The following is a 23,292-nucleotide window of genomic DNA, read 5'->3' as shown; positions in this document are numbered from 1 at the left end:
AGAATGTCGAACGGGGGCTGATCCGTTCGACGTCCGGATGACACGTTCACGATCGAGAGGACAGAACGATGAAGTACATGATGTTCGTCGTCACCGCCACCGAGCGGGACGCCGAGTCCGACGAGTCCGACGTCGACCTGTGGGTCGACGAGCTGGACGCCTCGGGCAAGCGCGTCATCGGCGAGGTGCTGCAGCCGCCGAGCGAGGCGCGCGTGGTGCGCGTCCGCGACGGAAAGGTCTACGTCACCGACGGGCCGTTCGCCGAGACGAAGGAGTGGATCTGCGGCTTCGACATCCTGGAGGTGGACGACCTCGACGAGGCGATCGAGATCGCCTCCCGGCACCCGATGGCGCGCAACGGCCAGCTGGAGCTGCGGCCGTTCATGCAGTGGGAGGAGACCGAGCAGGCGTGAGCGAGCGGCCGGTCGTCGTCACGGCCGCGGGCGCGGTCCGCGGCCGCGACGACGGCCGTGTCGCCGCCTGGCGCGGCATCCGCTACGCCGAGCCGCCGACCGGCCGGTTGCGGTGGCGCGCGCCCGTGCCTGCCGCGCCCTGGACGGGCACCGCCGACGCCGGCGACTTCGCGCCGGCGGCTCCGCAGCGTCCGAACCCGTCCGTCCCGCTCGCCGGCGGCGACGAGGCCCGGATGGATGAGGACTGCCTGTTCCTCAACGTCGTCCGCCCCTCCGCTCCCCCACCCGTCGGCGGGTTGCGCCCGGTGATGGTCTGGCTGCACGGCGGCGCCTACGCGGTCGGGGCGACCAGCCAACTGGTCTACCGCGGAGACGCGCTCGTGGTGCGGGGCGACGTCGTCGTCGTGACGGTCGGCTACCGGCTCGGCGCCCTCGGCTTCCTCGATCTGCGCGCCGCGGGCGTCGACGACGCGGAGACCAACGTGGCGCTGCGGGATGTACTGCTCGCGCTGCGCTGGGTGCGCGACAACATCCGGGCGTTCGGCGGCGACCCGCACGCGGTGACCGTGTTCGGCCAGAGCGCGGGCGCCGGACTCGTCACGGCTCTCCTCGCGAGCCCTGCGGCCGCCGGGCTGTTCCAGCGCGCGATCGCGCAGAGTCCCCCGGCCGGCTCGATGTACGGCCCGGAGCGCTCCGCGACGGTCGCCCGGCGGTTCACCGAGCACCTCGGCGCACTGCCGGGCGGTGGCGACCCGCGGCAGGCGCCGGTGGAGTCGATCGTGGCCGCGGGCGCGGCGGTGTACACCGAGATCCCGCGCGAGCACCCCGGCAGGCTGGCGTTCGCGCCGACGGTGGGCGACGACCTGCTGCCGGAGGCGCCGCTGCGCGTCCTCAGCGACGGCCGCGGCCTCCCCGTTCCCCTCGTCGTCGGGACCAATCGCGACGAGGCGACCCTGTTCCGCCTGATGCGGTCGCCTCTGCTCCCGATCCGGCGGCCCGCGCTGCAGCGGATGTTCGCCGCGATGCAGGAGGAGCGCGAGCGCGGGCTGCGCCTCCCGCCGCCCAGCCGGGTGCTCGCCGCGTACCCACGGACGCGGCTCTCGCTCGGCGTCCGCGTGGCGACGGACATCGCGTTCCGGATGCCGGCGCTCTGGGTCGCCGCCGGGCACGCCGCGATCGCGCCGACCTACCTGTACCGCTTCGACTTCGCACCCCCGCTGCTCCGACTGAGCGGCATCGGCGCGGCGCACGCCACCGACCTGCCCTACGTCTGGGGCGAGTTCGGCGGCCTCCCCCACGACCCGTCGTTCCTGCTGGGCGGCCGCTCCGATGCCGACGCGGTGTCGGACCGGATGCTCACGCGCTGGGCGTCGTTCGCCCGCTCCGGCACCCCCGGCGACGGCTGGCCCCCCTACGACACGGAGAGCAGGAGGAGCCTCGTCGTGGCCCGCGAGGACCGCGTCGCCTCCGACCTCGACGCCGCCCTGCGGGCCGGCTGGGGCGACGAGGTGCTCGCCTTCGGGTGAGCGCCCTAGACTCTGCGGCATGGTCACCGCGTCCGTGCTGCTGCTCGCGGTGTACGTGTACACGATCGTGGACGTGTCCCTCCGCGACCGCTCCCGCGTGCGCCGCCTGCCGAAGCCGGCCTGGCTGCTCGTCGTGATCCTGCTGCCGCTGATCGGAAGCGCCCTCTGGTTCGCCCTGGGCCGCGGGCGCGGCGCCGCACCCGCGGCGCCCGTCGCCTCGGTGCCCCCGGCGAGCGCGACCCAGGCTGCACCGGCGACGGAGACGCAGGCCCAGCTCGACGCCCTGGAGCGCGAGATCGAGGAGGCCGGCCGCGCCGAGCGCATCCGCCGCCTCGAGCAGGAGCTGGAGCGCCGTCGCGGCTCCGGCGAGACCGCGCAGCCCTGAGCGCCAGAAACCGGGGTGGATTCCCCTGTCTACCGCGTCATGCCGGGCGTCGATGGCTCGTCCCTAGAGGTAGAACCACCCAGCAGAGCCGACCGACGGGGGAGCGAGATGAACGAGGAAACAACGACCCATCACGACGCGCAGCGGGAGCAGCGCACCAGGGAGTCGTGGCTGCACCTGCGCGGGGCGATCGCAGAGGAGTACATCGGCAAACTCCCCGAACTGATGAGCATCGGCGAGTTCGCCCGGTTCAGCGGCATGACCATCGCGCAGGTGCGGCACGCGACGAACACCGGCGAGCTGGTCGTCTCGCTGCGGCAGGGCCGCCGGGGCATCGCGCCGGTCGACAACCTGCCGTTCCTGCTGCGCGAGCGTCTGCTGCGACTGCCCACCCCGCAGACACGGGGGCGGCGCAACCGGTCCCGCTCCCTGCCGGTGAGCCAGGCGGCGTACGAGCGGGTGTGGGATGAGGCCGTGCGTCACGCCACCAGCCCCCGCGAGGCGCTCGACCGGCTCCTGCTCGCGCCGGCCGTCGCGACGGCCGACTGAGGCGGCCCACCGCTCAGCCGGAGCGCCTGGCGCGATCCTGCACCCAGGCCCAGACGCCACCGGCGAGCAGGGCGCAGGCGACGATCGCCGTCGCGACGCCGGCGAGCACGACGGGTACGGCACCCAACGGCCCCAGGTAGACCCGGATCAGTCCGACGGCGCAGACGACGACGCACAGGGCGCCGACGATACTCGCGCCGATCGCTGCCGCGGTGTCGGCCTCCAGACGGCCGGGACGCTCCGGGGCGTCGAGGAGGAGGGGGTGGGAGGAGTCGCTGTGGTGGGTCACATCCACAGAGACGCCACGTGCGCATAGAACATGACGCACAGGACATGACGCGGCGAGCACGGGAGCCGGCTGCGGGACTCGAACCCGCGACCGCTCGCTTACAAGGCGAGTGCTCTACCAACTGAGCTAAGCCGGCGACGGCGGTCACCCGCCGCCACCATCCTAGAGGCTGCCGGGGCCGACCGGCCCCAGCGGCCAGCGCCTACGGCGTCGCCGAGGGGGTGGGCGTCGGCGTGGCCGTCGAGCTGTACTGGTCGCCCTGCGCCTGCAGCACGAACGCCTTGAAGTCGTCGGCGCTCGTCAGCGAGCCGGTGTACGGCTTGCCGTTCACCAGCACCAGCAGCGCGTTGGTCATCTTCTTGACGTCCGAATTCGGGATGGGGCCGCTCAGCGCCCGGTCGGACGCGGTCGTCACCCACGACTTGAAGCGTCCGTCGTCGATGCACGCGTCGATGTCGTTCGTCCGGGACGCCCCGGAGGCCTCCGCACGCTTCTTCAGCACGTCGTCGCTGAGGCCAGGGCCACCCTCGGCCGGCTGCTTCTCGAACAGCGACGCGTTGAACTTCCAGAAGGCGTTCGGGTCGTAGTTCGCGACGCAGGCCGCGGCGTTCGCGGCACGCAGGGAGTACTTTGTGCCGGCGGAGTGGCTGGTGTAGATCGCGACGGGATGCATCTCCACCGTGACCGCGCCGTTCTTCACCAGCGGCTCCAGCTGCTTGAGGTTGGTGCGCTGGAAGTCGCCGCACAGCTTGCACAGGTAGTCCGCGTAGATGCGGATGTCGACGGTGCTGCCGGAGGGGTCCGGCGTGCTGGTGACGGGCGCGGCGTCGGCTTTGAGCGCCGTGGTCGTCTTCACCTTGAGGCCCGAGCCGACGAGGACGCCGTCGCTCGCCATGTTCTTGGGGCCGGGAACGGTCGGCCGGATCGCTCCGACAAGGACGACGGCGACGATCGCGAGCACGGCGATCACGGCGACCGTGATGCCTCCGCCGATCAGGGCCCGGCGCCTGCGCTCCTTCCGCTGGTGCGAGGTGCGGAGCTGTCGCGCTTTCTCCCGCGCGGCAGCGCGGACGTCGCCCGGTCGGCTGTCGTCGGGCTGGGGGGTCTCTTGGCTCATGTCTTCCGGATACTGCTCTCGGGGGTCGGACGGCCGCGCGGGGGACGCGGCGCGTGGGGCGCGCATCCGACGCCACACAACCGGGACAGCGTAGAACGGCAGTCTGGGAATGAACCAGACGGTGGCTGGACGCACGGTACAGCAGGCGGAACAGCCCGCCCGACCGTGCGTGGGTCCCGCGGTCGAGAGCATGTCCGCCGATGCCATATTATGGCCACGTGGCATCGACGCCATCGGACGTCGACCACGTTCATCCATTCACAACGGATCGTCCGGCACGTACCTGCCGGTGAAGGAGAAAAGACAAAATGGCGACAGTCACCTACGACAAGGCGACCCGGCTCTACCCGGGCTCCACCCGCCCCGCCGTGGACGCACTGGACCTCGAGATCGCAGACGGCGAGTTCCTCGTCCTCGTCGGCCCCTCGGGTTGCGGTAAGTCCACCTCGCTCCGCATGCTCGCGGGCCTCGAAGAGGTCAACGACGGCAACATCTTCATCGGCGAGCGCAACGTCACCGACGTCCCGCCGAAGGACCGCGACATCGCGATGGTGTTCCAGAACTACGCGCTGTACCCGCACATGACCGTCGCCGAGAACATGGGCTTCGCGCTCAAGATCGCGGGCGTCGGCAAGGAGGAGCGCGCACAGCGCGTCCTCGAGGCCGCCAAGCTGCTCGACCTGGAGCCGTACCTCGGCCGCAAGCCGAAGGCGCTCTCCGGTGGTCAGCGTCAGCGCGTCGCCATGGGCCGCGCGATCGTCCGCTCCCCCCAGGTGTTCCTCATGGACGAGCCGCTGTCGAACCTCGACGCCAAGCTCCGCGTCCAGACCCGCACGCAGATCGCGTCCCTGACCCGCCGCCTCGGCGTCACCACGGTGTACGTGACCCACGACCAGACCGAGGCGCTGACCATGGGCGACCGCATCGCGGTGCTCAAGGACGGCGTGCTGCAGCAGGTCGGCACCCCGCGCGACCTGTACGCGCAGCCGAACAACGTGTTCGTCGCCGGCTTCATCGGCAGCCCGGCCATGAACCTGTTCACGGCCGACGTCACCGACGGCGGCATCAAGTTCGGTTCGGCCGTCGTGCCGGTCGAGCGCGACACCCTCGCCGGCGCCGGCCAGTCGGTCACCATCGGTGTCCGCCCGGAGGACGTCGTCGTCTCGAACACCGAGGGCAGCGGCCTGAAGGTCACGGTCGACCTCGTCGAGGAGCTCGGCGCCGACGGCTACCTGTACGGCCACTCCGAGGTCGAGGGCAAGCGCACCGACATCGTCGGCCGCGTCGACGGCCGCGTCCACCCGAACGCGGGCGACACGGTCTACATCACGCCGAAGCCGGGCCACGTGCACGTCTTCAACGCGGAGTCGGGCGAGCGCCTCGGCGGCGCCGTCGTCGACTAAGGTCCGAAGAGCGATTCCTCACTCTGCCGCAGTCCGGAACCCGGGCTGCGGCAGAGTGCTTTCACGCAGCGGCCACCGCTGCACCACCGACCGTTAGGACCATCGTGGCCGGATCCGTCAACATCACCGCAGCGACCGTCGACCCGGCGCTCCTCGACCTCCCCTGGAACATCCCGCTGGAGGAGTGGTCGAACGAGCACATCGCCCTGCTGCCCAAGGGCATCAGCCGGCACCTGGTGCGTTTCGCGAACCTCTCGGGCTACGTCATCGCCATCAAGGAGACGACGGCCGAGATGGCGCAGCGCGAGTATGACATGCTGCGCACCCTGCAGCGCCTCGACGTGCCCTGCGTCGACCCGGTCGCGGTCATCAAGAACCGCACGGACGACGACGGGACCCCGCTCAATGCGGCGCTGGTGACGCGGCACCTCAAGTTCTCCCTCCCCTACCGCGCGCTGTTCTCGCAGACGCTGCGGCCCGACACCGCGACGCGTCTGGTGGACGCGCTGGCGGTGCTGCTGGTCCGCCTCCACATCGTCGGCTTCTTCTGGGGCGACGTGTCGCTCTCGAACACGCTGTTCCGCCGTGACGCCGGCGCGTTCGCCGCCTACCTGGTGGATGCGGAGACCGGCCAGCTGTACGAGGGCGGCCTCTCGAACGGCCAGCGCGAGAACGACCTCGAGATCGCCCGCGTGAACATCGCCGGCGAGCTGATGGACCTGGAGGCCGGCGGCCGCGCGGACGAGGAGCTCGACCCCATCCGCGTCTCCGACGGCATCGTCGCCGCCTACCGCTCGCTCTGGAAGGAGCTGACCGGCAGCGAGTCGTTCTCGTCGTCGGAGCGCTGGCGCATCAGCGAACGCGTCGAGCGGCTCAACGAGCTCGGCTTCGACATCGAGGAGCTGGCGATCAAGACCTCGGAGGAGGGCACGAAGGTGCGCATCCAGCCGAAGGTCGTGGATGCCGGCCACCATCAGCGCCGCCTGCTGCGCCTCACCGGCCTCGACACCGGCGAGAACCAGGCGCGCCGCCTGCTCAACGACCTCGACTCCTACGCCGCCACGCTCGGCAAGGAGGGTCTCGACGAAGAGGCGATGGCTCACGAGTGGCTGATGCGCGTGTTCGAGCCCGTCATCCGCTCCATCCCGGCCGATCTGAAGGGCAAGCTGGAGCCGGCCGAGGTGTTCCACCAGCTGCTGGAGCACCGCTGGTTCATGTCGCAGAAGGAGGGACGGGATGTGCCCCTCGCCGAGGCGCTGACCTCCTACATCAACGACATCCTGCGCCACCGCCGCGACGAGGCCACGGTCATCGCGCCGCCCACCGAGACCATCAGCATCCCGGTGCTGGGCGGCGCGGCACCCGACGACGAGGACGAGGACGACGACTGGCGGTCGAAGGTCTGACGAGCCCTTTTTGCTGTCTGCCGCGGGCGGTGTCCACGATGCGACACTGTGCGCACCAGGAGCAGAGAGGATCGCCATGACCGACGACGAAATACAGACGCTTGGGCCGATCGACTACGTCATCATCGAGTTCCCACCCGGGGAGCAGAACTTCTCCGGTGAGGTGATCGACGAGATCCGGGCGCTGGTCGACGCGGGCACCATCCGCGTGGTCGACGCCATCGTGATCGCCAAGGACGAGAACGGCGACATCGACGCGGTGGAGCTCTCCGAGCTCGACAGCGACGACGACACGCTGGGAAGCCTCGTGGAGGACGTCGCCGACTTCCTCGCCGAGGCCGACATCGCGGCGCTGGCCGAGGCGATGGAGCCGGGCAGTGTCGCGGGCGCCCTCGTGTACGAGAACGTGTGGGCCGCACCGTTCGCGGTCGCGGCGCGCAAGGCGGGCGGTCGGCTGGTCGCCGACGGCCGCATCCACAGCCAGGACATCGCGGCCGCCCTGGAGGCGGACGCCGAGGCCGACGGCGAGGCCGAGAGCGAGAAGCAGGAGGTCTCCGAATGAGAGTCGCACGTGTGGGCCTCGCGCCCGTCGTCCGGGCCCCCGTCGCCAAGGCGGCCGTCGTCACGCGTGCCGTGACGCCCGGGCCCGCTCCGGTCGCCAAGACCGCCGTGGTCGCCGCTGCCGTCACGCCGCGGCGCCGCCGCATCTGACCCGAGGTGCACGTCGTGGTCGATATCGCGGCTCGATGGCCACCACGACGTGCACCTCAGCGGGTGCCGGCCTCGGCGCGGAGCTTGGCGATCTCGTAGAGGGTGACGCTCGCGGCGATGCCGGCGTTCAGCGACTCTGTCGCGGCCTCGATCGGGATGCTGACGATCGCGTCGCAGGTCTCCGTCACGAGGCGGGAGAGGCCCTTGCCCTCGCTCCCGACCACGATGACGACGGGACGGTCGGCGAACGACAGCCCGGGAAGGCTGACGTCCCCTCCCCCGTCGAGACCGAGCACGAACACGCCCGCCTTCTTGAAGTCCTTCAGCGTCTGGGTGAGGTTCGCCGCCATCGCGACGGGCGTGCGCGCCGCCGCACCCGCTGAGGTCTTCCACGCCGCCGCCGTCATGCCGACCGAGCGGCGCTGCGGCACGATCACACCCTGACCGCCGAACGCCGCGGTGGAGCGGATGATCGCTCCGAGGTTGCGCGGGTCGGTGATGCCGTCGAGCGCGACGAACAGCGGGGTCTGCCCGCGGCGGACGGTGCGGTCGAGCAGCTCGCCGGGGTGCGCGTACTCGTACGGCGGCACCTTGAGCGCGACGCCCTGGTGCACCGCGTCGCGGCCGGCGAGGCGGTCGAGCTCCGGGCGCATGACCTCGAGGATCGGGATGGCACGGCCGGTCGCGATCGAGAGGATCTCCTTCATCCGGTCGTCGAACTCCACCCGGGCCGCCACGTACAGCGTCGAGGCGGGGATGTCGGCCCGCAGCGCCTCCAGCACCGAGTTGCGACCGGTGACGATCTCGCTCTCGTCCCCGCTCTTGGCGCGACGCGAGGCGCCGGACGCGCCGCGCGGGGCCGCATCCCGCCCGCCCCGCTGGCCGGCCTTCTCGGCCGCGCGCTCGCGGAGCGCCTTGGCCTTGTGCGCCTTGTGGTACTCGCGGTCCTCCGCCTTCGGGGTCGGGCCCCTGCCCTCCAGCGCCTTGCGGCCGTGGCCGCCGGTGCCCACCTGGGGGCCCTTCTTGCTCTTCCGGACGGCTCCGGCGCGGGGCTTCCCACCCGAGTTCTTCATGATCCGATGCTCCAATGCGACCCCGTCGGGGTGTCTTCGATGGTGATTCCTGCCGCCGCCAGCTCGTCGCGGATGCGATCGGCCGCGGCGAAGTCGCGGTCGGCCCTCGCCTGCTGCCGGTCGGCGAGCAGGGTGCCGATCAGCTCGCCGAGGGCCGACTCGGCCGCGGTGGACCCGCTCGTGCGCCACTGCGGCGACAGCGGGTTGATGCCGAGCACCTCCGTCATGGCGAGGACGTGCCCGCGGGCGGTGGCGGCCGCCTCCAAGTCTTCCGCATCCAGCGCCGCGTTGCCTGAACGCACGGTGTCGTGCAGCACGGCGAGCGCCTGCGGGACGGCGAGGTCGTCGTCCATGGCCTCGGCGAACGCCTCCGGCACGACCTCGACGCCGTGCCCGGCGAACCGGGTGCCGGAGAGCCGGCGCTCCACGCGCTCGAAGAAGCCGGCGATGCGGTCGAGCGCCGCCTCCGCCTCGCTCAGCGAGCCGTCGTGGAAGTCGATGGTGGAGCGGTAGTGCGCCGAGCCGAGGTAGTAGCGGACCACCAGCGGACGCGCGGCGCCGAGCAGGTCGGCGGCGTAGATCGAGTTGCCGAGCGACTTGCTCATCTTCTGGCCGTTGACGTGCACCAGGCCGTTGTGCACCCAGTAGTTCGCGAACGCATCGCCCGCGGCGGTCGACTGGGCCAGCTCGTTCTCGTGGTGCGGGAACCGCAGGTCGAGGCCGCCGCCGTGGATGTCGAACTGCGGTCCGAGGTAGCGCCGCGACATCGCGGAGCACTCGATGTGCCATCCCGGTCGCCCGTCACCCCACGGAGAGGGGAACGCTGCCGACGCGGGCTCGTCGTCCTTGCGGCCCTTCCACAGGGCGAAGTCGCGCGGGTCGCGCTTGGCGCGCGGGTCGGCGTCGGCCGCGGCCTCCATGTTGTCGATGCTCTGCCGGGTGAGCTCGCCGTAGGCCGGCCAGCTCTTCACGTCGAAGTACACGTCGCCGGAGCCGTCGGTCGCGGCGTACGCGTGACCAGCGTCGATGAGGCGCTGGATGATCTCCTGCATCTGCGGGATGCTGGCGGTCGCCCGCGGCTCGTACGTCGGCGGCTGCACACCGAGGGCGCGGTAGGCGTCGGTGAACTCCAGCTCGAAGCGGTACGCGAGCGCCCACCACTCCTCGCTGCCGCCCTCCGCCTGGGCCGCCGCCGCGTTGACGAGGATCTTGTCGTCGATGTCGGTCACGTTGCGGACGAGCGTGACATCGTAGCCGCGGTACGTCATCCACCGGCGCAGCTGGTCGTACACGAGGGCGGAGCGGAGGTGCCCGATGTGCGGCGACGACTGCACGGTCGGACCGCACACGTACATGCCGACCTCGCCGTCGCGCAGCGGGACGAAGTCGCGCAGCGCCGCCGCCCGGGTGTCGTAGAGCCGAAGAGTCACGGCACAAGCCTACGGGTCGTGGGCGGCTCGCCGCGGCTACTGCTTCGCGCGCTCGGCCAGCTCGGCGTTGACGGGCGCGAACGCCGCCCGGTCGAGCAGCAGCTCGATCTGCGTGATGCGGCCGTCGACGACCGTCAGCAGCTCGACGCAGCGCACCGCGCCGGCGGAGGTGTCGGTGACGAAGTCGTAGACGACGCAGGCACGGTCGCCCGCGGTGAACACCTCGCGCAGCTCGTTGCGCACGAGCGCCGGCATGAGCCGCTTCAGGGCCGTCAGCCAGGCCTCCTTGTCGCTCGTGCTCCCGGCGAACTCGGCCCGCACCTGGTCGTCGAGCAGCTTCTCGAGCGCCTCGGGATCGTGGGCGCCGACCGCCTGGATGTACGCCTTCGCGACCGTCTCGGTGTCCGTTGCCGCCATCTCCGGAGCTCCTGTTCCGCGTCGCCGTGACGCCCGAAGCCACCCTAGGCCTGCGCGGGACGGACGGCTACGGCCTGCGGGATCCGGTCACGCGAGCAGCAGCGCCGTCGCGTTCGCGGTGACGCCCTCGCCGCGGCCGGTGAATCCGAGCCCGTCGGTCGTGGTCGCGCCGAGCGAGACCGGGGCGCCGAGGATGGTCGACAGCCGCTCCTCCGCCTCCCGCCTGCGCGGCCCGAGCTTCGGGCGGTTGCCGATCACCTGCACCGCGACGTTGCCGATCCGGAAGCCGGCCTCCTCGATGCGTCGCCGCGCCTCCGCGAGGAACACCTCGCCGTGCGCGCCGGCGAAACGCGGATCGCCCGTCCCGAACACCCCGCCGATGTCGCCGAGCCCTGCGGCCGAGAGCAGCGCGTCGACGATCGCGTGGGCGACCGCGTCGCCGTCGCTGTGTCCGGCGAGACCCGGCTCGCCCGGCCAGTGCAGACCGGCCAGCCAGAGCTCGGCGGACGGTTCGACGGCATGCGTGTCGCTGCCCACGCCGATGCGCGGCGCACCGGTGCCGGAGAGCAGCTCCTCGGCCCGGCGCAGGTCCCACGGCGTCGTCACCTTGAAGGCGTGCGCGTCGCCGGGGACCACGTCCACCCGGAAGCCGGCGGCGGCGACGAGGCCGGCGTCGTCGGTCTCGTCGCTCTGCGCGAGCGCGTAGGCGGTGAGCAGCTGCTCGCGGGGGAACGCCTGCGGGGTCTGCACGGCGGCCAGCGCGGACCGGTCGACGGTGTCGTGCACCTCGCCGTCGTCGCCGACCCGCTTCACGGTGTCGCTGACCGGGAGCCCGGGGACCACGCCGTAGCCGCGCTCCCGCACCGCGTCCACGACGGCGTCGAACAAGGCCGAGGGCGCGAGGGCGCGGGCGGCGTCGTGCACGAGGACCACATCCACGTGCGGGTCGACGACGGCGAGGCCTTCGGCGACCGAGAGCTGCCGGGTGGCGCCGCCCTCGACCACGGTGGCCGGGCGGCCCAGGGACCGCTCGGCGAGCCAGGCAGCGTCGTCGACGCGGTCGGCCGGGGCGACGACGATCGCGTCGGCGGTGTGGCGCATGCCGCGCACGGCATGCAGCGACCGCTCCAGCAGGGTCCGGCCCTGCAGGGTCACGAACGCCTTGGGCTGCCCGGCGCCGAGGCGCGTGCCGCTCCCCGCCGCGACCACGACGACGGCGATCCGGGGTGTGCTGCTGCTCTCCACCCGACCACCGTACCGGCACCCCGCGCCGCGAGTGCTGCGTTTCGGAACGTCTGCGCCCGCGCGCCGCGCCGCAGACGTTCCGAAAGGGCGCAGTCGCCGGGAACGACGACGGCCCCGCCGCTCGGAGAGCGACGGGGCCGTGAGTCGGGGTGGAGCAGCCTAGGAGGCGAGCACCTCGTCGAGGAGGCTGGACGCCTGCTCGTCGTCGGTCTTCTCGGCCAGGGCCAGCTCGGAGATGAGGATCTGCCGCGCCTTGGCGAGCATGCGCTTCTCGCCGGCGGAGAGGCCGCGGTCCTGGTCACGGCGCCACAGGTCGCGGACGACCTCGGACACCTTGATGACGTCGCCGGAGGCCAGCTTCTCCAGGTTGGCCTTGTAGCGACGCGACCAGTTGGTGGGCTCCTCGGTGAAGGGGGCTCGCAGCACCTCGAAAACGCGGTCGAGACCCTCCTTGCCGATGACGTCGCGCACACCGACCAGATCGACGTTCTCGGCGGGGACCTCGATGGTCAGGTCGCCCTGCGTCACGTTGAGCTTGAGGTACAGCTTCTCTTCACCCTTGATGATTCTCTTCTTGACTTCGGTGATCGTTGCGGCACCGTGGTGCGGATAGACGACGGTCTCGCCAACCTCGAAAAGCATAGATTTGTTGTCCCTTCAGCAATGAATAGGATACCACACGAGGCACATGCTAAGGTTCGCCCTCACGCCTCCCAGGCCCCCGGAACCGCCCCCGCGATGGGCTAGAGTTGCAGGGAGAAACCACCTGGAGGGTCATCAGTGAAAGCTCGAGTCGCGACGACCGTCGCCCTCGCCCTGGCCGTCGCGTTCAGCACCGCGGGATGCGGTCTCATCGCCCCGCAGGCGACCACCAAGCATTACGACGCGAGCGACGGCGTCAGCGGCAGCGTCGGCACGGTTGACGTCCGCAACGCGCTCATCGTCACCGACGCGAAGGACGGCACCGTCGGCAACCTCGTGGTCACCCTGGTGAACACCGGCTCCACGAGCCAGCGCGTCGCCATCACGGCAGGCGACAAGGGCTCGAGCGCCGCGGAGGTGACCGTCAAGCCAGGCCAGGTGAAGCAGCTCGGCCAGGACCCGGAGACCGGCGGCCCGAGCAACGTGCTCATCCCGGAATTCACCGCCAAGCCCGGCAGCCTCTTCCCGGTCTACTTCCAGTACGGCGACCAGACCGGGGTCAACCTCAAGGTCCCCGTGCTCGACGGTGGCCTGCCCGAGTACTCCAGCCTCGTGCCGCCGACGATCCTGCCGGCCGCCGGCTGAGCCGGCCCCACACGAGACGAAGCCGCCCGGCGCATCGCGCACCGGGCGGCTTCGTCGTGCAGGGACGTGCTCAGGCGTTGAAGCGGTAGCCGAGCCCGCGCACCGTCACGAGCATCCGCGGCTCCGACGGGCTCTCCTCGATGCGGGAGCGGATGCGCTTGATGTGCACGTCGAGCGTCTTGGTGTCGCCGAAGTAGTCGCTCCCCCACACCCGGTCGATCAGCTGGCCGCGGGTCAGCACGCGTCCGGCGTTCCGCAGCAGCAGCTCGAGCAGCTCGAATTCCTTCAGCGGCATGGAGATCTCCTCGCCGTTGACGGCGACGGTGTGACGGTCCACATCCATGCGCACGGTGCCGGCCTCCAGCACGCCGTCGTCCACGTGCTCGTCCTCCTCGACCCGGCGGCGCAGGACGGCGCGGATGCGGGCGAGCAGCTCGCGCGAGGAGTACGGCTTCGTCACGTAGTCGTCGGCGCCGAGCTCCAGCCCGACCACGATGTCCACCTCCGAGTCCTTCGCGGTCAGCATGATGATCGGGACGGTGGAGCGCGTGCGGATCTCCCGGCACACCTCGGTTCCCGGGATGCCCGGGAGCATCAGGTCGAGGAGGATCAGGTCGGCGCCGTCGCGGTCGAACGCGGCGAGGGCGGTCGGGCCGTCCTCCGCCACCTCGACCTCGTAGCCCTCGCGCTTGAGCAGGTAGGCGAGCGGCTCGCTGAGCGCGGCCTCATCCTCGACGAGCAGGATGGATGTCACGGATTGTCTCCTATCGGGGGTCGGACGGTGGAGGCCTCGGGCAGCCGGATGGTGAAGGTGGAGCCGCGGCCGGGCTGCGACCAGACGCGCACGTCACCGCCGTGGTTCTGGACGGCGTGCTTGACGATCGAGAGGCCGAGGCCGGTGCCGCCGGTGTTGCGCGAGCGGGCCTGGTCGACGCGGAAGAAGCGCTCGAACACGCGGTCGAGGTCCTCCTCCGGGATGCCCTCGCCCTGGTCGGTCACCGCGATCTCGACCACCCCGTCGGCGTTGCGCACGCCGATCCCGATGCGGGAGTCGTCCGGCGAGTACTGGATGGCGTTCGAGATGAGGTTGTGCACCGCGGTCACGAGCAGCGCTTCGTTGCCGAGCACCTGCGCCTGCTTGTCGCCGCGCATCGCGATCTCGATGTTGCGGGTCTCGGCCGCGACGCGGTTCTGGTCGACGGCCGCCTTGACCACCTTGCTGGCGGACAGCGGGACGGCGTCGCCCAGCGCATCCGTCGCCTGCAGCCGGCTCAGCTCGATGATGTCCTGCGTGATACGGGCGAGGCGCTGCGCCTCCTCCGAGAGCCGCAGGGCGAAGCGCCGCACCTGCTCCGGGTCGTCGGAGGCGCCGTCCAGCGCCTCCGCGAGCAGGCTCACTGCGCCGATCGGGGTCTTCAGCTCGTGGCTGATGTTGGCGACGAAGTCGCGCCGCACCGCCTCCAGCCGGAACGACTCGGTGCGGTCCTCCGCGAGCAGCAGGATGTAGCGCGAGCCGAGCCTCGCCACCCGCACGCTCAGGTGGATGCCGGCGTCGCCGAACGGTCCGCGCGAGAGCTCGCACTCCTCGGTGACCGACTCCCCCGTGCGGCGGACCCGGTCGACCAGGTCGACGAGGTGCGGGTGCACGAGCGCGCCGTTCCACACCAGCCCGATCGCGTGAGCGCCCGGCGAGGCCTTGATGACGTTGTTCGACGGGTCGAGCACCACGCCCGCCGACTCCAGGGCGTCGAGCACCTGGTCGACCCCGTCCGGCACCGCCGGATTCACCACCTGCGCGGCGTTGTCGCCCCGGCGTGCGGCGATGTGCAGGATCCACACGAAACCGGCGCCGACGGCGAGCCCCAGGCCCAGCGACAGCAGCACCAACCAGGTGGAGTCCATAGGGCCAAGCGTAGGTGATGCGAAAGTGAACGCAGCGACGCATCCGGCGTCCTGCCGCGTGTTTTCGCGGGTACGTTAGACAGTGTTCAGCCGGGCGGCACCGTTTGTTAACCTGCCGCGGCGAACATGCTAGACGGGACCAGAAGGCCCCGACATCCCGCGTGCCCGCGCACGCCAGGAAGGACCACACCCCATGCGCGAAGTCTTCCAGCAGGAGCTGGCGGAAGTTCAGGACCGCCTCGTCGAGATCGCCGAGCTGGTCGTCGTGTCCATCAGGAATGCGACGGCCGCGTTCAACGAGTCGGATGTGACGCTCGCGGAGGACGTCATCGCCAACGACCACCGCATCGACGAGCTGACGGTGCTGCTGGACGAGCTGTCCATCCAGATCCTCGCCCGCCAGCAGCCGGTCGCCCGCGACCTCCGCATCGTCGTCAGCGCGCTGCGCATCAGCGCCTCGCTCGAGCGCATGGGCGACATGGCCGAGCACATCGCACAGCTGGCGCGCTACCGCTTCCCGGACAAGGTGGTCCCGAAGAGCCTGCGCTCGACGTTCTCCGAGATGGGCCGCCTGGACGTGCAGATCGCCGAGAAGCTCGCCGAGCTGCTCCGGACGCAGGACATCCGCCTCGCCGACGAGATCCGCAACGACGACGACGACATCGACGAGCTGCACATCAGCGTGTTCGACAAGGTGCTCGGCGAGACGTGGAAGGGTCAGGCCGTGGACACGGTGGACGCGACCCTCGCCTCCCGCTACCACGAGCGCTTCGCGGACCACGCGGTCTCGATCGCCAAGAAGGTGCAGTACCTCGCGACCGGCGACTGGGCCCCCGAGCTCGCCTCCTGAGCCCAACTCCGAGCCCCAAGCCAAGAGCTCCTGAGTTTTTCGAGCAATCCGAGCGGATTTGCTCGAAAAACTCAGGAGCTCTTTGCTTGGGTCGGGGTCAGGGATGGAGGGGGACGCGGGCGGCGACGCGGCGGAGGCCCCCGGGGGCGCGAGCGACGACGGAGAGCTCGGTGAGGACCGCGCGCTCGCCGGGGTGCAACCGGCCCGTGCGCTGATCGGTGGCGTGCGCCCGGTAGCCCTCGCGCAGGTGATGGGCATCGCGGAGGGTCGCGCCCGCGGCCTCCAGCGCGTCGACCGCCGCAGTGTGCAACGCCAGGAGCGGCGTCGACGGCCGGAGGACCGTGACCGGGACGGTGCGGTGCGCGCCGAACCGCTCCCGCGCACCGCCCGCCACCGGGATGGGTGCGACGCGCGGCAGCAGCGCAGCCACCGCGTCCGCGTCCAGCTCCGTCTCGAAGGGCGGCACGATCGTGACGTGCAGCGGCCAGTCGGCGGCCGGGAACGTGGCCGGAAACACGTCGTCGCCGCGTCCCGTGAGGAACGCGACGACGACGAAGGTGCTGGTCGTGGCTACTTCTTGCCCTGTGCGGCGACCGCGGCGGCGCCGGCGGCGGCGGCCTCGGGGTCGAGGTAGTACGACGGCTCGAGCGGCGTGAAGTCCTCGCCGAGCTTGTACACCAGCGGGATGCCGGTCGGGATGTTGAGGCCGGCGATGTCGTCGTCGGAGATGCCGTCGAGGTGCTTCACCAGGGCGCGCAGCGAGTTGCCGTGGGCGGTGACGAGCACCGTCTTGCCTGCGGAGAGGTCGCGCGTGATGTCGGACTCCCAGTAGGGCAGCATCCGGGCGATGACGTCCTTCAGGCACTCGGTGCGCGGCAGGTCGTCGCCGAGGCCGGCGTAGCGGGGGTCGCCGACCTGCGAGAACTCGCTGTCGTCGGCGAGCGGCGGCGGCGGCACGTCGAACGAGCGGCGCCACAGCTGGAACTGCTCCGGACCGTACTTCTCCAGCGTCTCCGCCTTGTCGAGGCCCTGCAGCGCGCCGTAGTGGCGCTCGTTGAGCCGCCAGGAGCGCTGCACCGGGATCCACAGCCGGTCGGCCACGTCGAGCGCGTAGTTCGCGGTCTGGATGGCACGGGTCAGCACCGAGGTGTGCAGCACGTCGGGCGTGAGCCCGGAGTCGCGGAGCAGCTCGCCCGCACGCTTGGCCTCGGCGACGCCGGTCTCGCTGAGACGCACGTCGACCCAGCCGGTGAACAGGTTCTTCTCGTTCCACTCGCTGCTGCCGTGGCGCAGGAGGATCAGGGTGTAGGGAGCGGCCATACCCCCAATCTATCGTGTCGGCGCCCGCCGCCACGTCCGGGCCCGAGGGCGCTGGCAGGATGGACGCATGGCTTCCGGCGCCGTCGGCACGGTCACCCGTGGCACGACGAACACCAACCGGCTGCGCCGCGTCGACCGGTGGATCGCGGCCCAGCCGGTGCTGCGGCGCACCTCGGACCCCGTGGTCGTCGACCTCGGCTACGGCGCGAGCGGGGTGACGGCGCTCGAACTGCAGCAGCGCCTGGCGAAGGTGCGACCGGATGTCGAGGTCGTCGGCCTGGAGATCGAGCCGGCGCGCGTGCGGACGGCCGACGAGCAGCTCGCCGCGGTCCGGGAGGGCCGCACCGGCTTCGACCCGCGGGCCCGCATCCGATTCGCCCTCGGCGGCTTCGAGGTGCCGCTGCCCGGCGGCCGAGGCGCCGCCGTCATCCGGGCGTTCAACGTGCTGCGGCAGTACCGCGAGGCTGAGGTGCCGGACGCGTGGGCGCGGATGCGCTCGCGCCTGCAGCCCGGCGGCCTGCTCGTCGAGGGCACCTGCGACGAGATCGGCCGGATCTCCAGCTGGGTCGCGCTCGGGCCGGAGGGTCCGCGCACGCTGACGGTGTCGCTGCGGCTGCGCGACCTCGACGCGCCGTCGGTCGTCGCCGAGCGGCTGCCCAAGGCGCTCATCCACCGCAACGTCCCCGGCGAGCGCGTGCACGCCTTCCTGTCCGAGCTCGACCGGCTGTGGCGCATCCACTCTCCCCTCGCCGCCTACGGCCCGACCCAGCGCTGGATCGCCGTCGCCCAAGGCATGCGCGACGGCGGCTGGCCCGTCGTCGGCGGCCGCTCCCGCTGGCGCCTCGGCGAGCTCACCGTCGCGTGGCCCGCCGTCGCCCCGGCCGATCAGGACTCGGCGCGGGAGCGGTAGAGGAGCCAGAGGAAGTAGGGGGCGCCGATCACGGCGGTCACGAGGCCCACCGGGATCTGGGCCGGGGCGATGATCGTCCGTCCGACGGTGTCGGCGACGCTCACCAGGATGGCGCCGAGCAGCGCGGCGACGGGCAGCACGCGGGCGTTCCGCTGCCCGACGAGCGAACGAGCGGCATGCGGCGCGACAAGGCCGACGAAGCCGATCACACCGACCGCCGCGACGGCGGCCGCCGTCAGGGCCACCGCGATCGTCAGCAGCCCGAGCCGGGTGCGGCCGAGGGGGACGCCCAGCAGGCGCGGGGTGTCCGGATCGAGGCCGACGAGGTCGAGCCGGCGAGTGGATGCCGCCAGCAGCGGAACCGACACCGCGAGCGCGACCAGGACGGGCAGCACCTGCGGGAACGTGCGCCCGTAGGTCGACCCGGACAGCCAGACGAGCGCCTTCGCCGCGTTGTAGGGGTCGGTCAGCACGATCAGCAGGCTGGTGAGCGCCGTCGTGCCCGACCAGACGCCGATGCCGATCAGCAGCAGCCGGTTCTGCTCCAGCCCGCGCCGGGCGGCGAGGCCGAACACCAGCGCGGCCGCGGCGGCGGCCCCCGCGAGCGCCGCCCCGCCGATCGCCCAGAACGATGCCAGCGGCACCGCCGTGATGACCGCGATCGCGCCGACGCCCGCTCCCCCGACGACGCCGAGGATGCCCGGCTCGGCCAGCGGATTGCGGGAGACGGCCTGCACGATGGCGCCGGCGAGAGCGAGCGCCGCCCCGGCGAGGAGTGCAGCGGCGACCCGCGGCAAGCGGGTGTCGAGCACGTACGTCACCACCCGTCCGGCGCGGCCCGCGATCCCGTTGGCGACGTCGCCCAGCAGCAGGCGCGCATCCCCCAGCAGGACCGCGGCGACCACCGCTCCGACGAGCGCCGCACAGCATACGACGAGCGCGAGGACGAAGGCGCGCCGGCTCCGCAGCCGGACGAACGCGGTCGTCGCCGTGTTCGAGGAGGTGTCCCGGGACCGGTACGCCAGCCAGACCAGCACGATGGCGCCGAACACCGTGGTGACGACTCCGGTCGGAACAGACACCCCCGCCTGCGCGCCGAACACCGCGCGCAGCAGCACGTCGGCCGTCAGCACGACGAGCACCCCGGCGACGGCGGATGCAGGCAGGAACGCGCGGTGGCGGCCGAGCCCGGGTACCCGTGGGACGAGGAGCCGCACGATCGCCGGCGCGCACAGCCCGACGAACGCGATCGGGCCGGCGATCGTGACGGCGACGGCGGAGAGAAGGACCGCGAGCACGACGACGACAGCCCGCGTGGTGCGCGGGTCGACGCCGACCGCGGCCGCTCCGTCGTCGCCGAGCCCGAGGATGTCGAGCCGGCGTCCCATGACCAGCAGCCCGGCGAACGCGACGGCGGCCAGCGGCAGCAACTGCACGACCCCGCCCATCCCGGTCTGCGCGAGCGAACCGTTGCCCCAGGCGAACAGGCCGGTCGTCTCCTGCGAGTAGAACAGGAGCAGCATCCCGCTGACGCCGCTGAGCGCCAGGGTGAGGGCGGAGCCCGCCAGCACCAGCCGCACCGGGCCCGCGCCGCCGCGGGACAGACCGAGCACGACGACGGCCGCCGCGAGGCCGCCCACGAAAGCGGTCGCGCCTGCGGGAAGCACCGGGAGGGCGACGCCGAACGCGGCGACGGCGACGACGGCCAGGTACGCGCCGGCATTGACGGCGAGCGTGTCCGGCGAGGCGAGCGGATTGCGCGAGACGGACTGCAGGGCGGCGCCGGCCGCCCCCAGCGCGGCGCCCACGACGAGGCCCGCGACGAGCCGGGGCAGCCGGGAGGCCGCGAGGACGGCGTCGGCCTGGCTCGCGCCGGAGCCGGTGACCGCCCGCCACAGGGCGTCGGGGCCGAATGCCGCGGTGCCCTGACCGAGGTGCACGATGCTCAGCGCCGCCACCGCCACCAGGGCGGCGGCGGCGAGCAGCGCGAGCCGCCGGGCCCCGACGCGGTCGAGCGCGACCGCCGCCGTCACCTGGTCAGGGCGTCGACGAGCGCATCGACGTACTGGGACATGGAGGCCGGACCGCCGAACATCCAGATGCCGTCGGGCAGACGGTGCACCTGCCCCGCCGTGACGAACGGGAGAGAGGCCCACACCGCGTTGTCCTTCAGCCCGTCCCGGAACGGGTCGCCTCCTTCCGTGTCATTGGCGACGTAGACGAACCGCACGTCGCCCAAGGCGGTCAGCCCCTCCACGTCGGTCGCGGCGAGCCCGTACGCCTCGTCGCCCTTGAGGGACCACGGGTCGGTCAGCCCGAGGGCGGCGTTCACGTCGGAGATGAGAGAACCCTTCACGTAGGGCCGGATGGACACGCTGTTCCCCTGCAGCCAGCCGTCGGCGAAGGCGACCTTCGCACCGGCGAGACCGGCGTCCGCCAGCCTGCGCTTGCCGTCGGCGAGGGTGGTCTCCCAAGCGGCGAGCTCTGTCTTCGCGCGGCTCTGCGTCCCCGTCGCCTTCGCGATCAGGTTCACGTTGTCGGCGACGAGCTTCAGCTGCCCGGAGGTGTCGGCCGAGCGGACCACGACGACCGGCGCGACGCGCTCCAGCTGGTCGATGGCGGAGTCGGAGAGGTCGGTCGTGGCCACCACCAGGTCCGGCTTGAGGGCGGCGACGGTGTCGACGCTGGGCTCACCGCGTGTGCCGATGTCCTTGACGCCCTTCGGCAGCTTCTCGGCGGTGTCCCACGCGGAGTAGCCCTTCACGTCCGCGACGCCGACCGGGGTAACGCCCAGGGTGAGCAGCATCTCCACGACGTTCCACTCCGTCCCGATGACCTTCTTGGCGGGTCCGTCGAGCCGGACCGTCTCGCCGCGCGCATCCGTGACGGTGAGGGAGCCGGCTCCCGGCGTCTCGCCGCTCGCGGCCTCCGTCGTGCCGCAGCCGGTGAGAGCGAGCAGCGCGGCAGCGGCCAGGGCGGCCACGGGAAGGTGTCGTCGTCGGAGGTTCATCGGGTCCTTTCGGTTCGGAGGTGGTGGGCGCCGACGGCCCGCGTGCGCGGGACGCCGGAGGCCGGGTCGGTCTCGACATCGATGCGGATGCCGTAGACGTCGGAGAGGAGCTCGGGGTCGTACACCTCGGCGGCGGTACCGGAGGCGACGACCCGGCCGTCCTGCAGCAGCACGACGCGGTCGGAGACGGCGGCGGCCTGGTCGAGGTCGTGCAGCACGAGACCGACCGTGACGCCGTGCAGGTCGGCGAGCTCCCGCACCAGGTCGAGGATCTCGACCTGGTAGCGCAGGTCGAGGTACGTGGTCGGCTCGTCGAGCAGCAGCACGTCGGTCTGCTGCGCCAGGCAGCAGGCGAGCCAGACGCGCTGCAGCTGCCCGCCGGACAGGGCTTCGACGCCGCGGTCGGCGAACGCGGTGACCCCGGTGAGCTCCAGCGCGCGGTCCACGGCGGCCCGGCCGTCGGGGTCGGCGGAGCGGAAGCCGCGGCGATGCGGGTGCCGGCCGAACCCGACGACGTCACGGACGCGCAGGCCCGCCGGAGTCGGACGATTCTGGGCGAGCAGGGTCACGCGCCGGGCGAAGTCTCGGCGCGAGAGAGCGAGGGCGTCGACGGTGTCAGCCTCGCCCACGTCGTCGCCGGCGGGGAGCAGCACACGGCCTGTGCGGGCGTGCTTCAGCCGAGCGACGGCGCGCAGGAGCGTCGACTTGCCGCTGCCGTTCGGCCCGATGAGGGCCGTCACGCGGCCGGCAGCGAGGACGAGATCGGCGCCGTGGACCACATCCGTCCCGTCATAGGCGATGGTCACGTCGGTGGCGGAGAGGCCGGCGGTCGCAGTCACGGAAGTTAGGTTAGCTTAACCTAACTCCGAGTCACAACGGCGTGCCAAAAAACAGCGGCCCAGCGGGAAGGCGGGGCTACAGGACTACTGGCGCGGGGTGCGCGTCACGGCGCCGAGGCGCGGGAGCCGCGGCACGTGCGCCTCCGCCCCGGCCTCCGGCGGCACCACGATCTCCTGCGCGGCGGCGACGGGCGTGCCGTCGGCATCCACCGTCAGGGTCGCGCCGGCATCGGCGGAGCGCTTCACCACGGCGAGCGCAATCGGCCCGAGCTCGTAGTGGAGCGCGGAGGACGTCACCGAGCCGACCTCGGCCCCGTCGAGCGAGACGACCGCGCCAGGCGCAGGATGCACACCCTCCGACCCGTCGAGGTGCAGCATCACCAGGCGGCGCGGAGGGTGGCCGAGGTTGTGCACCTTCGCCACCGTCTCCTGGCCGCGGTAGCAGCCCTTGCTGAGGTGCACGGCCGTGCGCAGCCAGTCGAGCTCGTGCGGGATCGTGCGCTCGTCGACCTCGGTGGCGAACCGCGGACGCCAGGCCGCGATGCGCAGGGCATCGGCCGCCAGGGTGCCCGCCGCGGAGAGCTCGCCGGTGCGCACGCGCGCGACGAGCGACGGCAGGGCGTCGCGCGGGATGAGGCGCTCGCTCCACGTCCACCCGGCGCCGGGGTGCTCGCCGCGGGCGTACTGGTGGCCGCCGGGGGCCACCGCGCGCCACGGGTCGTGCCAGATGAGCGGCACGCCGTTCGGGGCCGCGATCGGCAGCGGCGGGTCGCCCAGCGTGCCGATGGTGGCGAGATCGGCGGTGCGGTCGGCCAGCTCGACGCGCAGCATGAACCGCATCGAGTCGAGCCAGGCGAGCAGTCCGGCGGCCTCGGGCCGGTCCACCAGCAGCCACAGCGTCTCGCCGTCGTCGAGGAGGCGGACGGCGTGCTCGACGCGCCCGGTCACATCCAGCAGCAGGGTCTCGGACGACTCCCCCGGCCGCAAGCCGGTCAACGCCTGGCTGGTCAGCGAGTTCAGCCAGCTGAGCCGGTCGGGGCCCTGGATGGTGAGCACGGCACGGTCGGAGAGGTCGACGATGGCGCCGCCCTCGGCGAGCGCTCGCTGCTCGGCGAGCGGGCCGCCGTAGTGGGCCGGGACGCCTGCGTCGGTCGTGTCGACCGCGCCGGGCAGGTCGAGGAACGGAGAGGGGGACGCGTCGCTCACGGCA

General features: G+C 72.1%; 26 protein-coding genes and 1 tRNA gene. 11 read left to right on the top strand and 16 right to left on the bottom strand.

All coding sequences use genetic code 11. The annotated features are described in order from the left end of the window. Positions 1-68: 68 nt before the first annotated feature. The 4 genes from P5G59_RS10270 (at position 69) to P5G59_RS10255 (ending at position 2,873) form a co-directional block, all read left to right on the top strand. Positions 69-413 carry a YciI family protein gene (locus tag P5G59_RS10270; RefSeq protein WP_301218583.1) on the top strand — a complete coding sequence of 115 codons (345 nt, stop codon included), beginning with the start codon at positions 69-71 and terminating at the stop codon, positions 411-413. Next, positions 410-1,939 (top strand): carboxylesterase/lipase family protein, encoded by a 1,530-nt coding sequence (locus P5G59_RS10265; protein WP_301218581.1) that lies wholly within the window; start codon positions 410-412, stop codon positions 1,937-1,939. The genes P5G59_RS10270 and P5G59_RS10265 overlap by 4 nt, the downstream gene beginning before the upstream one ends. Before the next feature lie 19 nt (positions 1,940-1,958). Next, the gene (locus P5G59_RS10260; RefSeq protein ID WP_301218579.1) at positions 1,959-2,324 is read left to right on the top strand and encodes a PLDc N-terminal domain-containing protein; all 366 of its coding nucleotides are present in this window, start codon (positions 1,959-1,961) and stop codon (positions 2,322-2,324) included. A gap of 108 nt (positions 2,325-2,432) precedes the next feature. Further along, positions 2,433-2,873 carry a hypothetical protein gene (locus P5G59_RS10255; RefSeq protein ID WP_301218577.1) on the top strand — a complete coding sequence of 147 codons (441 nt, stop codon included), beginning with the start codon at positions 2,433-2,435 and terminating at the stop codon, positions 2,871-2,873. 13 nt (positions 2,874-2,886) lie between these two features. On the opposite strand, the gene P5G59_RS10250 is transcribed toward P5G59_RS10255, so the two are convergent. The 3 genes from P5G59_RS10250 to P5G59_RS10240 all read right to left on the bottom strand — a co-directional run bounded on the left by P5G59_RS10250 (position 2,887) and on the right by P5G59_RS10240 (position 4,279). After that, on the bottom strand, positions 2,887-3,162 hold the full coding sequence (locus P5G59_RS10250; RefSeq protein WP_301218575.1) for a hypothetical protein: 276 nt from the start codon (positions 3,160-3,162) through the stop codon (positions 2,887-2,889). 63 nt (positions 3,163-3,225) lie between these two features. Beyond that, positions 3,226-3,298, bottom strand: a tRNA-Thr gene (locus tag P5G59_RS10245). Positions 3,299-3,364: 66 nt separating this feature from the next. Then, positions 3,365-4,279, bottom strand: a complete 915-nt coding sequence (locus P5G59_RS10240; RefSeq protein WP_301218573.1) for a DsbA family protein — start codon at positions 4,277-4,279, stop codon at positions 3,365-3,367. Positions 4,280-4,587: 308 nt separating this feature from the next. Here P5G59_RS10240 and P5G59_RS10235 point away from each other — a divergent pair, with 308 nt between their 5' ends. From P5G59_RS10235 to P5G59_RS10220, 4 genes are all read left to right on the top strand, one after another. Continuing rightward, a complete protein-coding gene (locus P5G59_RS10235) occupies positions 4,588-5,682 on the top strand; it encodes an ABC transporter ATP-binding protein (protein WP_301218571.1) in 1,095 nt (364 codons plus the stop codon). Between the two features lie 104 nt (positions 5,683-5,786). Next, positions 5,787-7,088 carry a DUF4032 domain-containing protein gene (locus P5G59_RS10230; protein WP_301218569.1) on the top strand — a complete coding sequence of 434 codons (1,302 nt, stop codon included), beginning with the start codon at positions 5,787-5,789 and terminating at the stop codon, positions 7,086-7,088. Between the two features lie 76 nt (positions 7,089-7,164). Continuing rightward, positions 7,165-7,650, top strand: a complete 486-nt coding sequence (locus P5G59_RS10225) for a DUF6325 family protein (RefSeq protein WP_301218567.1) — start codon at positions 7,165-7,167, stop codon at positions 7,648-7,650. Continuing rightward, positions 7,647-7,799: a hypothetical protein gene (locus tag P5G59_RS10220; RefSeq protein ID WP_301218565.1), complete on the top strand. Its 153-nt coding sequence runs from the start codon at positions 7,647-7,649 to the stop codon at positions 7,797-7,799. Before P5G59_RS10225 ends, P5G59_RS10220 begins: the two co-directional genes overlap by 4 nt. A 56-nt stretch (positions 7,800-7,855) precedes the next feature. Here P5G59_RS10220 and rlmB read toward each other — a convergent pair whose 3' ends face one another. The 5 genes from rlmB to P5G59_RS10195 all read right to left on the bottom strand — a co-directional run bounded on the left by rlmB (position 7,856) and on the right by P5G59_RS10195 (position 12,606). Beyond that, positions 7,856-8,872, bottom strand: a complete 1,017-nt coding sequence (rlmB, locus tag P5G59_RS10215; RefSeq protein WP_301218562.1) for a 23S rRNA (guanosine(2251)-2'-O)-methyltransferase RlmB — start codon at positions 8,870-8,872, stop codon at positions 7,856-7,858. Continuing rightward, complete coding sequence (gene cysS / locus P5G59_RS10210; RefSeq protein WP_301218560.1) at positions 8,869-10,302, bottom strand: cysteine--tRNA ligase; 1,434 nt, start codon at positions 10,300-10,302, stop codon at positions 8,869-8,871. Before cysS ends, rlmB begins: the two co-directional genes overlap by 4 nt. A gap of 36 nt (positions 10,303-10,338) precedes the next feature. Continuing rightward, complete coding sequence (locus tag P5G59_RS10205; RefSeq protein WP_301218558.1) at positions 10,339-10,719, bottom strand: nuclear transport factor 2 family protein; 381 nt, start codon at positions 10,717-10,719, stop codon at positions 10,339-10,341. An 87-nt stretch (positions 10,720-10,806) separates the two neighbouring features. Beyond that, a complete protein-coding gene (ispD, locus tag P5G59_RS10200) occupies positions 10,807-11,964 on the bottom strand; it encodes a 2-C-methyl-D-erythritol 4-phosphate cytidylyltransferase (RefSeq protein WP_301218556.1) in 1,158 nt (385 codons plus the stop codon). Between the two features lie 159 nt (positions 11,965-12,123). Continuing rightward, positions 12,124-12,606, bottom strand: coding sequence for a CarD family transcriptional regulator (locus P5G59_RS10195; RefSeq protein WP_055914438.1), 483 nt, complete (start codon positions 12,604-12,606; stop codon positions 12,124-12,126). 138 nt (positions 12,607-12,744) lie between these two features. Between P5G59_RS10195 and P5G59_RS10190 the strand changes: the two genes are divergently transcribed. After that, complete coding sequence (locus tag P5G59_RS10190) at positions 12,745-13,251, top strand: hypothetical protein (protein ID WP_301218551.1); 507 nt, start codon at positions 12,745-12,747, stop codon at positions 13,249-13,251. 70 nt (positions 13,252-13,321) lie between these two features. On the opposite strand, the gene P5G59_RS10185 is transcribed toward P5G59_RS10190, so the two are convergent. Both P5G59_RS10185 and P5G59_RS10180 read right to left on the bottom strand, forming a co-directional pair. Further along, the gene (locus P5G59_RS10185; RefSeq protein WP_115695305.1) at positions 13,322-14,005 is read right to left on the bottom strand and encodes a response regulator transcription factor; all 684 of its coding nucleotides are present in this window, start codon (positions 14,003-14,005) and stop codon (positions 13,322-13,324) included. Next, positions 14,002-15,153, bottom strand: a complete 1,152-nt coding sequence (locus P5G59_RS10180; RefSeq protein WP_301218548.1) for a sensor histidine kinase — start codon at positions 15,151-15,153, stop codon at positions 14,002-14,004. The genes P5G59_RS10185 and P5G59_RS10180 overlap by 4 nt, the downstream gene beginning before the upstream one ends. Before the next feature lie 193 nt (positions 15,154-15,346). On the opposite strand from P5G59_RS10180, the gene phoU reads away from it, so the two are divergent. After that, positions 15,347-16,003 carry a phosphate signaling complex protein PhoU gene (gene phoU / locus P5G59_RS10175; RefSeq protein WP_175337833.1) on the top strand — a complete coding sequence of 219 codons (657 nt, stop codon included), beginning with the start codon at positions 15,347-15,349 and terminating at the stop codon, positions 16,001-16,003. Between the two features lie 97 nt (positions 16,004-16,100). Here the strand turns inward: phoU and P5G59_RS10170 are convergent, their stop codons facing one another. Together P5G59_RS10170 and P5G59_RS10165 are read right to left on the bottom strand one after the other, a co-directional pair. After that, the gene (locus tag P5G59_RS10170) at positions 16,101-16,520 is read right to left on the bottom strand and encodes a 2'-5' RNA ligase family protein (RefSeq protein ID WP_301218545.1); all 420 of its coding nucleotides are present in this window, start codon (positions 16,518-16,520) and stop codon (positions 16,101-16,103) included. A gap of 53 nt (positions 16,521-16,573) precedes the next feature. Further along, positions 16,574-17,323, bottom strand: a complete 750-nt coding sequence (locus P5G59_RS10165; protein WP_301218543.1) for a phosphoglyceromutase — start codon at positions 17,321-17,323, stop codon at positions 16,574-16,576. Positions 17,324-17,390: 67 nt separating this feature from the next. Between P5G59_RS10165 and P5G59_RS10160 the strand changes: the two genes are divergently transcribed. Continuing rightward, on the top strand, positions 17,391-18,233 hold the full coding sequence (locus P5G59_RS10160) for a class I SAM-dependent methyltransferase (RefSeq protein WP_301218541.1): 843 nt from the start codon (positions 17,391-17,393) through the stop codon (positions 18,231-18,233). Here P5G59_RS10160 and P5G59_RS10155 read toward each other — a convergent pair. From P5G59_RS10155 to ygfZ, 4 genes are all read right to left on the bottom strand, one after another. Continuing rightward, positions 18,209-20,266, bottom strand: coding sequence for an iron ABC transporter permease (locus tag P5G59_RS10155; RefSeq protein ID WP_301218539.1), 2,058 nt, complete (start codon positions 20,264-20,266; stop codon positions 18,209-18,211). The two genes, P5G59_RS10160 and P5G59_RS10155, sit on opposite strands and share 25 nt — an antisense overlap. Beyond that, on the bottom strand, positions 20,263-21,243 hold the full coding sequence (locus P5G59_RS10150) for an ABC transporter substrate-binding protein (protein WP_301218537.1): 981 nt from the start codon (positions 21,241-21,243) through the stop codon (positions 20,263-20,265). The genes P5G59_RS10155 and P5G59_RS10150 overlap by 4 nt, the downstream gene beginning before the upstream one ends. Continuing rightward, on the bottom strand, positions 21,240-22,082 hold the full coding sequence (locus P5G59_RS10145; RefSeq protein WP_301218535.1) for an ABC transporter ATP-binding protein: 843 nt from the start codon (positions 22,080-22,082) through the stop codon (positions 21,240-21,242). The genes P5G59_RS10150 and P5G59_RS10145 overlap by 4 nt, the downstream gene beginning before the upstream one ends. A gap of 84 nt (positions 22,083-22,166) precedes the next feature. Beyond that, positions 22,167-23,288 (bottom strand): CAF17-like 4Fe-4S cluster assembly/insertion protein YgfZ, encoded by a 1,122-nt coding sequence (gene ygfZ / locus P5G59_RS10140; RefSeq protein ID WP_301218534.1) that lies wholly within the window; start codon positions 23,286-23,288, stop codon positions 22,167-22,169. Positions 23,289-23,292: the final 4 nt, after the last annotated feature.

Source organism: Leifsonia virtsii (genome assembly GCF_030433675.1).
Lineage (GTDB): Bacteria > Actinomycetota > Actinomycetes > Actinomycetales > Microbacteriaceae > Leifsonia > Leifsonia virtsii.
Note: the sequence above shows the minus strand (reverse complement) of the source record. Positions and strands in the feature narration are given on the sequence as shown.

Coding starts and splice junctions, on each gene's coding strand:
- P5G59_RS10270 (WP_301218583.1), top strand. CDS start 69: ATGAAGTACATGATGTTCGTCGTCACCGCCACCGAGCGGGACGCCGAG.
- P5G59_RS10260 (WP_301218579.1), top strand. CDS start 1,959: ATGGTCACCGCGTCCGTGCTGCTGCTCGCGGTGTACGTGTACACGATC.
- P5G59_RS10255 (WP_301218577.1), top strand. CDS start 2,433: ATGAACGAGGAAACAACGACCCATCACGACGCGCAGCGGGAGCAGCGC.
- P5G59_RS10240 (WP_301218573.1), bottom strand. CDS start 4,279: ATGAGCCAAGAGACCCCCCAGCCCGACGACAGCCGACCGGGCGACGTC.
- P5G59_RS10235 (WP_301218571.1), top strand. CDS start 4,588: ATGGCGACAGTCACCTACGACAAGGCGACCCGGCTCTACCCGGGCTCC.
- P5G59_RS10225 (WP_301218567.1), top strand. CDS start 7,165: ATGACCGACGACGAAATACAGACGCTTGGGCCGATCGACTACGTCATC.
- P5G59_RS10220 (WP_301218565.1), top strand. CDS start 7,647: ATGAGAGTCGCACGTGTGGGCCTCGCGCCCGTCGTCCGGGCCCCCGTC.
- rlmB (WP_301218562.1), bottom strand. CDS start 8,872: ATGAAGAACTCGGGTGGGAAGCCCCGCGCCGGAGCCGTCCGGAAGAGC.
- P5G59_RS10205 (WP_301218558.1), bottom strand. CDS start 10,719: ATGGCGGCAACGGACACCGAGACGGTCGCGAAGGCGTACATCCAGGCG.
- P5G59_RS10195 (WP_055914438.1), bottom strand. CDS start 12,606: ATGCTTTTCGAGGTTGGCGAGACCGTCGTCTATCCGCACCACGGTGCC.
- P5G59_RS10180 (WP_301218548.1), bottom strand. CDS start 15,153: ATGGACTCCACCTGGTTGGTGCTGCTGTCGCTGGGCCTGGGGCTCGCC.
- phoU (WP_175337833.1), top strand. CDS start 15,347: ATGCGCGAAGTCTTCCAGCAGGAGCTGGCGGAAGTTCAGGACCGCCTC.
- P5G59_RS10165 (WP_301218543.1), bottom strand. CDS start 17,323: ATGGCCGCTCCCTACACCCTGATCCTCCTGCGCCACGGCAGCAGCGAG.
- P5G59_RS10160 (WP_301218541.1), top strand. CDS start 17,391: ATGGCTTCCGGCGCCGTCGGCACGGTCACCCGTGGCACGACGAACACC.
- P5G59_RS10150 (WP_301218537.1), bottom strand. CDS start 21,243: ATGAACCTCCGACGACGACACCTTCCCGTGGCCGCCCTGGCCGCTGCC.